Source organism: Microbacterium sp. B24 (assembly GCF_000333415.1).
In the GTDB taxonomy this organism is placed as follows: domain Bacteria; phylum Actinomycetota; class Actinomycetes; order Actinomycetales; family Microbacteriaceae; genus Microbacterium.
Genome location: NZ_BADB01000210.1, coordinates 1 through 11,642 on the forward strand (window position 1 = coordinate 1; position 11,642 = coordinate 11,642).

At 70.8% G+C, this 11,642-nt stretch carries 8 protein-coding genes and 2 pseudogenes; 3 read left to right on the forward strand and 7 right to left on the reverse strand.

Going from position 1 to position 11,642, the window contains the following annotated elements:
* Nucleotides 1-293, forward strand: a pseudogene (locus I5I_RS16025) (o-succinylbenzoate synthase); the annotation flags it as partial.
* Between the two features lie 15 nt (nucleotides 294-308).
* Here I5I_RS16025 and I5I_RS05465 read toward each other — a convergent pair.
* On the reverse strand, nucleotides 309-968 hold the full coding sequence (locus I5I_RS05465; protein ID WP_036317438.1) for a TetR/AcrR family transcriptional regulator: 660 nt from the start codon (nucleotides 966-968) through the stop codon (nucleotides 309-311).
* Between the two features lie 173 nt (nucleotides 969-1,141).
* Here I5I_RS05465 and I5I_RS05470 point away from each other — a divergent pair.
* Nucleotides 1,142-4,029, forward strand: a pseudogene (locus I5I_RS05470) (MMPL family transporter).
* A complete protein-coding gene (locus I5I_RS05475) occupies nucleotides 4,026-5,999 on the forward strand; it encodes a YhgE/Pip family protein (RefSeq protein ID WP_036317440.1) in 1,974 nt (657 codons plus the stop codon). The pseudogene I5I_RS05470 and the gene I5I_RS05475 overlap by 4 nt, the downstream one beginning before the upstream one ends.
* Before the next feature lie 126 nt (nucleotides 6,000-6,125).
* On the opposite strand, the gene ccsB is transcribed toward I5I_RS05475, so the two are convergent.
* The 6 genes from ccsB to I5I_RS05505 all read right to left on the reverse strand — a co-directional run bounded on the left by ccsB (nucleotide 6,126) and on the right by I5I_RS05505 (nucleotide 11,641).
* Nucleotides 6,126-7,202, reverse strand: coding sequence for a c-type cytochrome biogenesis protein CcsB (gene ccsB, locus I5I_RS05480; RefSeq protein WP_036317441.1), 1,077 nt, complete (start codon nucleotides 7,200-7,202; stop codon nucleotides 6,126-6,128).
* A gap of 39 nt (nucleotides 7,203-7,241) precedes the next feature.
* The gene (gene resB, locus I5I_RS05485; RefSeq protein ID WP_036317442.1) at nucleotides 7,242-9,011 is read right to left on the reverse strand and encodes a cytochrome c biogenesis protein ResB; all 1,770 of its coding nucleotides are present in this window, start codon (nucleotides 9,009-9,011) and stop codon (nucleotides 7,242-7,244) included.
* The gene (locus I5I_RS05490; protein ID WP_036317443.1) at nucleotides 8,992-9,744 is read right to left on the reverse strand and encodes a cytochrome c biogenesis CcdA family protein; all 753 of its coding nucleotides are present in this window, start codon (nucleotides 9,742-9,744) and stop codon (nucleotides 8,992-8,994) included. The genes resB and I5I_RS05490 overlap by 20 nt, the downstream gene beginning before the upstream one ends.
* On the reverse strand, nucleotides 9,741-10,352 hold the full coding sequence (locus I5I_RS05495; protein ID WP_036317445.1) for a TlpA family protein disulfide reductase: 612 nt from the start codon (nucleotides 10,350-10,352) through the stop codon (nucleotides 9,741-9,743). The genes I5I_RS05490 and I5I_RS05495 overlap by 4 nt, the downstream gene beginning before the upstream one ends.
* Nucleotides 10,349-10,978, reverse strand: coding sequence for a histidine phosphatase family protein (locus I5I_RS05500; RefSeq protein WP_036317447.1), 630 nt, complete (start codon nucleotides 10,976-10,978; stop codon nucleotides 10,349-10,351). The genes I5I_RS05495 and I5I_RS05500 overlap by 4 nt, the downstream gene beginning before the upstream one ends.
* A 66-nt stretch (nucleotides 10,979-11,044) precedes the next feature.
* Nucleotides 11,045-11,641, reverse strand: coding sequence for a DedA family protein (locus I5I_RS05505; protein ID WP_036317449.1), 597 nt, complete (start codon nucleotides 11,639-11,641; stop codon nucleotides 11,045-11,047).
* Between the last annotated feature and the right edge of the window lies 1 nt (nucleotide 11,642).

Sequence of the window (11,642 nt, forward strand, 5' to 3'; positions counted from 1 at the left end):
TCGACGAGGCGGGGCTTGCCGCCGTGGTCTCCAGCGCCCTCGATACGAGCGTCGGACTCGCGATGGGGGCAGCCCTCGCCGCCGCCCTGCCGGATCTCCCCTACGACTGCGGCCTCGGCACCGCGTCGCTGCTCGCCGCCGACGTCACGCGCGCACCTCTCCGGCCCGTCGACGGCAGCCTGCCGGTCGGCCGGGTGACACCGGATGCCGCGCTCCTGGCCCGCCACGCGGCATCCGCCGACCGTCGCGCCTGGTGGCTCGAGCGGCTCGAGCGCTGCGCCGCACAGCTCTAGGAGGTCGAGGAGCCGCTAGGAGCGGAACGCGGCCGCGCCGCCGTCGGAGACGAGCGCCGGCACCAGGGCTTCGATCCGGCGACGCAGGTCGTCCGTGATGCTGTCGGAGGACTTGCCCTCCAGCGTCGCCGTCGTGCAGGTCTCGTTCGAGACATCGAGGAGCACGCGCGCCGCGTCGCGCACCGGCATCCGCAGGGTGAGACCGTAGGTCGCGACGATGTGCTGCAGAAAGCCCTCGATGCGTTCGAGCACGCGGCGCTGCAGGGTGAGGAAGGCCTCGGCCAGACGCTGGTCACGCAGAGCCTGCGCGCGGATCTCGGTCAGCAGGTGCGGATCCATCTCCTCGCCGAACGGGGCTCCGAGATGACCGACGAGATCGGAGATGTCGATCTGGCCATCCGCGGAGAGGCGCTGCACGCGACTCTCCACCGCGTCCAGCTTGGCGTCCGACAGTCGCGTGACGAGCGCCAGGAACAGCTCGTCCTTCGTCTCGAAGTTGGAGTAGAACGCGCCGCGCGTGAAGCCGGCCCGCTCGCAGATCGCCTCCACCGAAGCGGCATCCATGCCGACCTCCGAAAAGACCTCGTGAGCGGCATCCAGCAGTCGAGCGCGGGTCTGCTCCCGGCGCTGGCTGGGCGGGCGGGCGGCATCCGTGCGGTCGGCGATGTCGGTCACGGTCCCTCCCTCCCTCGACGACGGCGCCGCCGCCGTTGTCGCGTCTCAGTTCACATCGAGTGCTCAGGATTGCGCGAATCCCTGCTCTTAGGATACATCTGTGTATCGGATACAGCGGTGTATCGAACATTCCCTGTCCGTCACTGTCCCGAACGTCTGAACCGGAGCACCCCGTGTCCACACTTCTGTTTTCGCTCGGCCGCTGGTCGTACCGCCACTCCTGGCGCGTCCTCGTGTCGTGGCTGCTGCTGCTCGGCGTGATCGGCGGTGCCGTCGGGGTGGGTGTCGCCACGGGCGCCGTGAAGGGGTTCGACAACTCCTTCTCCATCCCGGGGACGGAGGGCCAGGAAGGCCTGGAGCTCCTCAACCGCACCTTCCCCCAGGCAGCCGGCACCAGCGCGCAGTACGTGATCGTGGCGGCGCCCGGTCAACACGTCGACGACGAGCCCTACAGCGGCCAGATCGCGACCGCCGTCACGGATCTCGGAAAGCTCGACGGGGTGCTGGCGGTCACCGATCCGTTCAACAAGAACGTGACCGGCATGGTCAGCGACGACGGTCAGGCCGCGCTCATCCGCCTGCAGTTCGAGGGCACCGTCACCAACGTCCCCGCCGCCACGAAGACCGCCTTGCAGGACATGGCCACGAGTCTCGGCGCAGCCCTCCCCGCGGGGTCGACGGTCGTGGTCGGTGGTGACCTGTTCTCGACCTCGCTGCCCAGCCTGTCGGTGACGGAGATCATCGGCGTGCTCGTGGCGCTGTTCGTCCTCATCGTCACGTTCCGCTCCCTCGCCGTCGCGTGGTTCCCCCTCGTCAGCGCCATCATCGGGGTGGTGCTCTCGGTCGTGCTGATCTTCGCCTCGACGGCCTTCGCGACGGTGTCCTCCACGACGCCGATGCTCGCGATCATGCTCGGGTTGGCCGTCGGCATCGACTACGCGCTGTTCATCGTCGCGCGACATCAGGACCAGGTGCGCGCCGGTATCGATCCCGAGGAGTCGGCCGCACGCGCGACCGGCACCGCCGGCTCCGCCGTCATGTTCGCCGGCGTCACGGTGCTGATCGCGCTCGTCGGCCTGGGCTTCGCCGGCATCCCCTTCCTCACCACCATGGGCCTGGCGGCCGCGGGCGCCGTCGCCGTCGCCGTCGCGGTCGCGGTCACCCTCACGCCGGCCCTCCTCGGCTTCGCCAAGGGCCGTGTCGCCGGGTGGCCGCGGGGTCTGGGGCGCGGCATCCCGCTCGGACGGCGTCGCCGCGCGGCGCGCACGCGGGGGGATGCCGAGGACAGCGCCGCACCGGCGTCGGCAGCTTCGAAGAAGACGAACCCGTGGGTGGCGCTCGTCACCCGGCATCCGGTGGTCAGCGCCCTGTCGGTGATCCTCGTGCTCGGTGTCGCGGCGATTCCCGCATCGAGCCTGCAGCTCGCGCTGCCGAACGCCGGCATGCAGCCGGCGTCGAGCGAGGCGCGACAGGCCTACGACCTGACCGCCGAGCACTTCGGCCCGGGTGCCAACGGGCCGCTCATCCTCACCGGCACGATCGTCACCTCGACCGACCCGTTGACGCTCATGGCCGACCTGAAGGCCGACGTCGAGAAGATCCCGGGCGTGAAGACGGTCGCCCTCGCGACCCCGAACCAGACCGCCGACACCGGACTCGTCCAGATCGTGCCGACCACGGCACCGGATGCCCCGCAGACGGCCGACCTCGTGCGAGAGCTGCGTGCCCACCACGACGAATGGCTGCAGAAGTACGGCATCGACCTCAAGGTCACCGGCTTCACGGCGATCGCGATCGACATCTCCGACCGTCTGGGCGCCGCCCTGGTGCCGTTCGGCCTGTTCGTCGTCGGACTGTCGTTCATCCTGCTGATGATCGTGTTCCGCTCGATCTGGGTGCCGCTGAAGGCGACCCTCGGCTACCTGCTGTCCATCCTCGCCGCCTTCGGCGCCGTCGCGGCGGTGTTCGAGTGGGGCTGGCTGGCCGACGCGCTGCACGTCACGCGGACCGGGCCGGTGATCAGCTTCATGCCGATCATCCTCATGGGCGTGCTGTTCGGGCTCGCCATGGACTACGAAGTGTTCCTCGTCTCGCGCATGCGTGAGGACTACGTGCACACCCGCCGCGCTCGCGGCGGACGAGCCGATCGGCAGACGGCCGTCGGCGCCGTGCGCAGCGGGTTCACGGCGTCGGCGCGCGTGGTGACGGCCGCCGCGGTCATCATGTTCGCGGTCTTCCCGCCCTTCATCCCCGAGGCGATACGTCGATCAAACCGATCGCGCTCGGGCTCGCCGTCGGCATCGCCGTCGACGCCTTCCTGGTGCGCATGACGCTCGGGCCGGCCATCATGGCGCTGCTGGGCGAAAAAGCCTGGTGGATGCCGAGGTGGCTCGACCGCGCACTGCCGCACTTCGACATCGAGGGCGAGGCCGTCGAGCGCGAGCTCGCCCTGACCGCGTGGCCGGAGCCCGGCTACACCGGCGCGCTGGCAGCGGACGAGCTGTCCGTGCGCGTCGAGGGCGGCTCGGGCGTCGGTGACATCACGCTCTTCCATGCCGAGTCCATCCGGCTCGAGCAGGGCGGCACGCTCCTGGCGACAGCGGCCGACCCGCGCGCCGGTCGCGCCTTCGTCCTCACCGTCGCCGGTCGGGTCGATCCCAGCGAGGGGCGCCTGCGTGTCGCGGGCCACCTGCTGCCCGGACGCGGCGCCTGGGTGCGCGCGCACGTCGGCGTCGCGCTGCTCGACGGTGCCGCCGCGCCCCTCACGGAGCTGCGGCGAGCGCTCGCCGGCGGAACCACCATGGTCGCCATCGACGGTCTCGACACCCTGACCGGAGCCGATCGCGATCAGGCCGCCGCGCTGCTGCGCGATGCGCAGGAGCGCGCCGCAGCCCGCACCGCCCGTGGCGGCGCTCCGACCCATCCGCTCACCATCGTCGCCTCCGCCCGTCGCGAGGGCCCCGCCCTCGACGTGCTCGCCGACGCCCATCGCCAGAGCGTGACCGCACTGGCGCTCACCACCGGCACCGCCGACTCTCACACGCAGGTGATCTCCGCATGACTCTCTCCCTCGAACGCGCCCGCTCCCGTCGCCCCGTCACCTGGCTCACCCTGCTCGGGGTGCTCCTGCTGCCCGTGCTGATCGGCGGCATCCTGCTCGCGGCGCTCTACAACCCCACCGAGCGTCTCGACAATGTCCGCGCCGCGATCGTCAACAACGACAAGCCGGTCACGATCAACGGGCAGACCGCGCCGTTGGGGCGCCAGCTCACCGCCGGCCTGGTGGAGGGCTCCCCCGATGTGCCCAGCAACCTCGACTGGGTGATCTCGAACACCGACGATGCGGCCACGGGCCTCGCCGACGGCAGCTATGACGCCGTGATCACGATTCCGGAGAACTTCTCCGCCGCGGCGACCTCGACCGCACCGGGCAAGACGCCCGAGAAGGCCACCATCCAGGTGCAGACCGCGCCGGACGGCCGCGTCGTCGACGCAGCGATCACCGCGACGATCACGCAGACGGCGGCATCCGTGTTCGGCAGCGCCGTCTCCGAGCAGTACCTGACGAATGTGCTCATGGGGTTCACGAACCTGCACGACCAGCTCGGCCAGGCCGCCAGCGGCGCCGACCAGCTCGCGAGCGGCGCGCAGCAGGCGGCCACCGGCGCCGCACAGCTGCCCGGCGGTGCCACCGCGCTCGCCTCGGGCGCGGGGCAGCTCGGCACCGGGGCGAGCGACCTGTCGTCGGGGCTCGACAAGCTGACGACCGGCGCCAACGATTCCGCGGCGGGAGCCGGCCAGCTCGCCGATGGACTGACACAGCTGTCCGCGCAGTTCACCTCCACGGATCCGAAAACTTTCGGCGGCACGGTGTCGACCACGGCGCAGTACGCGTCGGCGGCAGCGTCCGCGACCCAGAAGCTCGCAGGCACGTACCAGGAGCTGCTCGTCGCGAACCACTGCATCCCACCGCAGACGCCGACGACGCCGGAACAGGGTGCCGTCTGCGTCGCGCTGAGCTCATTGGCCGACGGTGTCACGCAATCGGCAACCAACGCGGGCTACGCGGCGGGGTACGCGAACGGCCTGAAGAACGAAGCCGTCCCCGAGACGGTCAAGGGAGTGAACCAGCTCGCCGGCGGTGCGCAGTCCTTGCAGTCCGGCCTCGGCCAGCTCGCCGGCGGCATCGGCCAGGCGGCCACCGGCGCCACCGGACTGTCCACGGGCGCCTCGCAGCTCGCCGACGGCGCCACGCAGCTCGCCGACGGTGCGAGCCAGCTCAGCACCGGCGTGAACCAGCTCGCCACCGGGTCCAGCTCGCTCGCGCAGGGTCTGGACTCGGCGGTGTCGCAGATCCCGACCTACTCGCAGCAGCAGGCCGATGCGACCGCCAAGGTCGTCGCGAACCCGGTGAGCGCGGACGGCATCGGCACCAACCTCTTCGGTGCATCCGCGATCCCGCTCCTGGCGATGCTCGCGCTGTGGTTCGGAGGCCTCGGGTCGTTCATCGCGCTTCAGGCCGTGCCGCGGCACGCGCTGAGCTCGCGGCGGCCGTCGGTGCTCCTGGCGCTGCGCAGTCTCGCCCCGGCCGCCGGCATCGGAGCAGCCCAGGGTCTGCTCGTCGCGGGAGTCGCCCAGATCGCGGCGAACTACGACGCCGGCACCTGGTTCGCGTTCGCCGGCCTCGCCGTCGTCGCCGGTGTCTCGTTCGCGGCGGTCAACCAGGCGCTGGTCGCGGTCTTCGGGGGCGCCGGCCGCTGGATCTCGACGCTCGTCGGGGTGCTCGCGGTGGCGACCGGGATCGTCTCGACGATCCCCGGCGTGCTCGCCTCCATCGCGGGAGTCATGCCCACCGCCCCCGCCTACACCGCACTGCTGGCGGCGATCACTCCCGCCGGCGGCCTCGGTGCGGGACTCGCCGGCATGATCGCGTGGGCGGCACTGGCGTTCGTCGCCACGACGATCGCGGTGACCCGCCGCCGGACGGCGAACACCCGGGCGCTGCTCGCGGCATCCCCCGCCCTGGCCTGACCCCGCGCCCCCGCGCCACAAAACGGCTCGCGCTGCGACAACATCCGCAGCGCGAGCCGTTTTCTGCAGCTCACACCGGCCCGGCGACCGTGCGGACGTCTCCGTCCGGGCGCCCGCGGCGCGGGCTCAGTTCAGGCCGCTGTAGACGTGCAGGCCCTTGAAGAACAGGTTCACGATCGTGAAGTTGAACATCACCGCGGCGAAGCCGACGATGGACAGCCACGCCGAACGGGTGCCTCGCCAGCCGCGGGTCGCCCGCGCGTGGATGTAACCGGCGTAGAGCACCCAGATGACGAAGGTCCACACTTCCTTCGTGTCGAAGCCCCAGTAGCGTCCCCACGCGTCGTTGGCCCAGATCGATCCGGCGATGAGGGTGAAGGTCCAGAAGATGAAGCCGATGATCGTGAAGCGGTAGGCCAGCGCCTCCAGGACGTCGCCGGCCGGCAGCGTCCGCAGGAAGCGCAGGCCGCGGCGGCGCGGCGCGGCGGCGACGGCCTCGTCCGATGCGGACAACGCCGCGATCGCCAGCCGCTCCCGGCGGGTCTGCATCAGCTGCAGCACCGACAGCGCGAAAGCGAGCGCGAACAGCGCCGTCGCGAGTGACGCCACGAACACGTGGATCACGAGCCACACGCTCTTCAGCGGATCCGAGAGGGGAACGACCGCCGTGTAGAACCAGATCACGGTGCCGCCGAGCAGCACGACGACGAGCCCGGTGATGAAGGTGCCGAGGAAGCGCAGGTCGTACTTGAACAGCACGACCAGGTAGACGGCGACGATCAGCATCGTGCCGGTGAGGGCGAACTCGTACATGTTCGACCACGGCACGCGGCCCGAGGCGACGCCGCGCAGCACGTCGCCGGCGACGTGGAAGAGGAAGCCGAGCACCGTCAGCGACGTGCCGATGCGCGCCCACAGGTATCGCGTGCGACGAGCCAGCGGCGCCTCCAGCTCCGCCTTGGCCGCCTGCTGCTCGGCCCGCATCTCATCGAGAGACCCGCCGAGCGCGGTCGACCCGGATGCCGAGACGCCCGCGACCGCGCCGACCAGCTCGCGCTGCTTCGCGGCATCCTTCTGCTGGATGGCGATGTCGGAGCGGCGTCCGAGGTCGATCGCGTAGGCGATGAACGCGAGCGCGTAGATCGCGACCGCGGTCCAGACGAGGAGCCGGGAGATTTCGTCGAGAGGGAGGCCGTCGGGCATGACGATCAGTCTACGTCGGCGTGCTGTGGCCCGGACCGGTCACGACCGGCCGGGGCCGCCAGCCTGACCCTCGGATGCCGCGACCGCTTCGCCCGCCGACCCGGCCGTGCCCGCGGCATCCATTGCCGTGCCGTGGTCGCGGACGAGGTCGGCGACGGCGACCGCGATCGCGGGGTCCTCGCCGCGGGCGAGACCGGCGTACTCGAGATGCACCACACCGTCACCCGGCGTGGCCTTCACCCACATGCGCCGGCGCGGGATGAACAGCGCCGCGAGCAGTCCCGTCAGGGCGACGATCGCGAAGCCGAGCACCCACGGCGCGCCGACGTCGCGGTGGATCGACAGGGACACGTAGCGCTTGACCTGTTCGCGGGCTCCGCTGGCGGTCGCGTCGTCGAACGTGATCGTGCCGAGACCGTTCGGCAGATCGACGGTCTGCCCCGGCGCCAGCTCGAGCGAGGGGACGTCGATCTTGCGGCCCGTCAGCTGCGTCATGCCGCTGACATCCAGCGCGTAGACGTTGCGGGGCGTGCCGTCGTCGATGCCGAGGTCGCCCGTGTACACGTCGAGGGTGAGCACGGGGTTCGCCAGCGACGGATAGTACGACGTCAGCGCACCGGTGTCCATCTTGACCGCCGTCGGATAGAAGAACCCGACGAGACCGACCTGCTGCGACAGCCCGTCGGGGACCTTGACGACCCCGAGCGAGGTCATCGTCGCGCCCTGCGGAAGGAACTCGACGTCTTCGTGCAGCACGACGTCGCCCGCGGGGTTTCGCACCGTGATGGTCGGCGCGTAGCCGTTGCCCATGAGGTAGACGCGGTCGCCGGCCATGTCGATGGGATGGTTGACCCGCACGGTCTGCTGCTGCGGGTCGTGTCCCGGCTCGCGGGTGGTGAGGTTCGCGGCGAAGTCCCCGGCCTGCCCCTGACCGGCCTGCCCGATGGGCACGTAATTCACGTCGAAGCTGTCGAGGGTCAGCGAATACGGCGGCAGCGCGTTCGTGTCGACGAAGCGACCGGGGTTGAACGAGGTGTAGCCGAGGCCGAGGGAGTTGACGAAGCTGTCGCCCTCGACGATGACGGTCTGGCCCGTGTAGGTGAGGCCGCCCCCGACGCCGACCGAGATGAGCACGCCGACGAGCGCGGCGTGGAAGACGAGGTTGCCGGTCTCACGGGCGTAGCCGCGTTCGGCCGACACGGATGCCGTCGCGGGCCGCTTCGCCGTCGCGGCGGTGTCGTAGCGCTCGACGCGGTAGCCGGCCTTGCGCAGCTGGGCCTGAGCGAGCTCGACCGCGGCGACGGCGGCCGCCTCGGCATCCTGTCCCGGAGCGACGATGCGCTCCCCCTCGGCGTGGTCGTCCAGGCGCGAGAGGCGCGCGGGCGTGCGCGGCGGGCGGGCACGCAGCGCATTGAAGTGGTGCTTGGTGCGCGGGATCACGCAGCCGATCAGCGAGATGAACAGCAGGATGTAGATCGCCGAGAACCACACCGACGAGTACACGTCGAACAGCTGCAGACCGTCGAGGATCGGGAACAGGCCCGGGTTGTCGGTCTTGTACTGCAGCACGCCGTTGGGGTCGGCGGTGCGCTGGGGCACGATCGAACCCGGAATCGCCGCGATCGCGAGCAGCAGCAGCAGCACGAGCGCCGTGCGCATGCTCGTCAGCTGCCGCCAGCCCCACCGCAGCCAGCCGATCAGGCCCAGCTGCGGCTGGGCGATGGCGGCGGCGGGCGTCGCGGCATCCGCGTGGTCGGCCGGACGCAGCGGATCGCTGGTGCCCGTGCCGTCAGAGCGGGAGTTCGACACCGCCGATCACCCCCGTGAGCTGCGACATCGCCGCGGTCCAGAGCCCGGTGACCATGAGCAGCCCGAGCACGATCAGAAGCACGCCGCCGATGATGTTGACGGCGCGGATGTGGCGACGCAGGAACGCCACCGAGCGGGTCGCCCAGCCGAAGCCCACCGCGAGCAGCAGGAACGGGATGCCGAGTCCCAGCGAGTACGCGACGGCGAGCAGCACCGCGCGGGTCGGGTCGGCCTGGGTGAGGGAGATCGAGAGGATCGCCGCGTAGGTCGGGCCGATGCACGGCGCCCAGCCGATGCCCATCGCCACGCCCAGCAGCGGCGCGCCGACCAGTCCCAGACCGCTGCGCACCTGCGGCTTCATCGTGCGCTGCGCGAAGCCGAACAGACCGAGGAAGACGAGGCCCATGATGATCACGACGACGCCCAGCACGCGCGTGAGCACCTCGCCGTACTGCAGGAAGAAGCGGCCGAGGGTTCCGGCGAGCACCCCCATCGCGACGAAGACGACCGTGAACCCGGCGATGAACAGCGCCACCCCCAGCAGCAACCGGCCGCGGCCGGTGCGCGTCGGACGACCGCTGCGGCTGCCGGCTCCCCCGGAGGCCCCGCCGAGGAACCCGAGGTAGCCGGGCACGAGCGGCAGCACGCACGGCGACAGGAACGACACGAGACCCGCGAGCATCGCGATGGGGATCGCGAGCCAGAGCGCGCCGCTGAAGACGACGTCGCTCACGTGGTCTCCGCGACGACGTCGTTGATGATCGTCTTGAGGATCGACTCGCTCTCGACGCGGCCGATGAATCGCGCCGCGACGCGGCCCTGCCGATCGAGCACGAGGGTGATCGGCACCGACTGCAGCGGCGTCCACGACGCGAACGCGAGCTTGAGGTCGGCGTCGTCCTTGGCGAGCAGCGACGGGTAGGTGATGTTGTACTTCTCGTCGAACGCCTTCGCGCCCTCGGGCCCGTCGTAGATGTTCACACCGAGGAACTCGGCACCGGCCGGCTGTACCGCCTGGTAGGTGCTCTCGAGCGTCGGCGCCTCCGCGCGGCAGGGGCCGCAGTTGGCGTACCAGAAGTTGAGGACCAGCACCTTGTCGGCGTAGTCGGCGTTCGTCACCGTGGCCCCGTCGACCGCGGTGCCGCTGAACGAGACCGCACCGCCGCGGTCGCCGGGGGCGATCTCCTGCACACTGCCGTCGCCGGAGATGTAGCCCTTGCCGTCGCCCTGCTTGTACTGGTTCGCGAGGTCGTCATTCGCGCTGCTGCATCCCGCCAAGCCCGCGCCGAGCGCCAGGGCGAGAAGGGATGCCGCCAGCCGCGCGGTCGTCCGATGCTTCATACCGCTCCCACATCCACCGCGTGAGCCGTCGTGGCCGGCTCGGCGTAGTCGACTTCGCGCCAGCGGCCGCCGGCGCGTTCGAAACTCGTGATGCTCGACAGGGCGCAGCGGCGCTTGCGCGGATCGTGACGCAGCGGCTGAGCGGCCACCGAGAGATGCGTGACCCAGATCGGCAGCTGATGGGAGACGATGACGACGTCGCCACCGTCGGCGTCGTTCCAGGCTTCGCTCATCGCGGCATCTATGCGGGCGACGACCTGCGCATACGGCTCGCCCCAGCTGGGGATCTCGGGACGCGCGAGATACCGCCAGTTGAGGGGGTTGAGCACGGCGCGCGTCATGCGCTTGCCCTCGAAGACGTTGGTGGGCTCGATCACGCGCTCGTCGATGATCGGATCGAGCGCGAAGGCCTCGGCGAAAGGCTCGGCCGACTCCTGGGTGCGCTGCAGCGGCGAGGCGTAGAGGGCGCTCACCGGCCGGCCCGATCCCTGCACATAGGCGGCGGCGCTGCGAGCCATCTCACGCCCGGCGGCACTCAACCGGAAGTTCGGAAGTCGCCCATACAGCACCCGCCCGGGATTGTGGACCTCGCCGTGGCGCACGAGGTGGAGGCGGTCAGCGGGCACCCCGCCAGTCTACGCGGGGCACATCTGTGGCCGGGCTGAGAGCGGAACCGCCCCGGGGGCTCCGTGTCAGGCCGGGTCGCTGTCGGCCGACGCGCCGCGCAGCTGGCGCACGCGGTTCACGGTGAACCAGACGAGGGCCGTCGCCGCGACCGCGATCACCGCGTACTGCAGCACGCCCGCGTACTCCTCGACGATGTGCCACTGATCGCCCAGCAGGTAGCCGGACAGGACGAAGACGGCGTTCCAGATGAACGATCCCGCCAAGGTCAGCAGGCCGAAGCGCCACAGCGGCATGCGCGTGACGCCCGCAGGGATCGAGATGAGACTCCGGAAGATCGGCAGCATGCGCCCGAAGAAGACGGCCTTGCCCCCGTGCCGCTGAAACCACGCGACGGTGCGGTCGACGTCCTCGACCTTGAGCAGCGGCATCCGTCGCACGAGCGCGCGGAGGCGATCGATGCCGAGCCACGCGCCCAGAGCGTAGAGCGCGAAGGCGCCCGCGACCGAGCCGGCGGTGGTCCACGCCAGCGCCTCGAACAGCGAGAACGAGCCGCGGGCGGCGGCCAGGCCCGCCATCGGCAGGATGACCTCGCTCGGCAGCGGCGGGAACAGGTTCTCGAGCGCGATCGCCAGCCCTGCGCCCGGCGCGCCGATGAAGTTCATG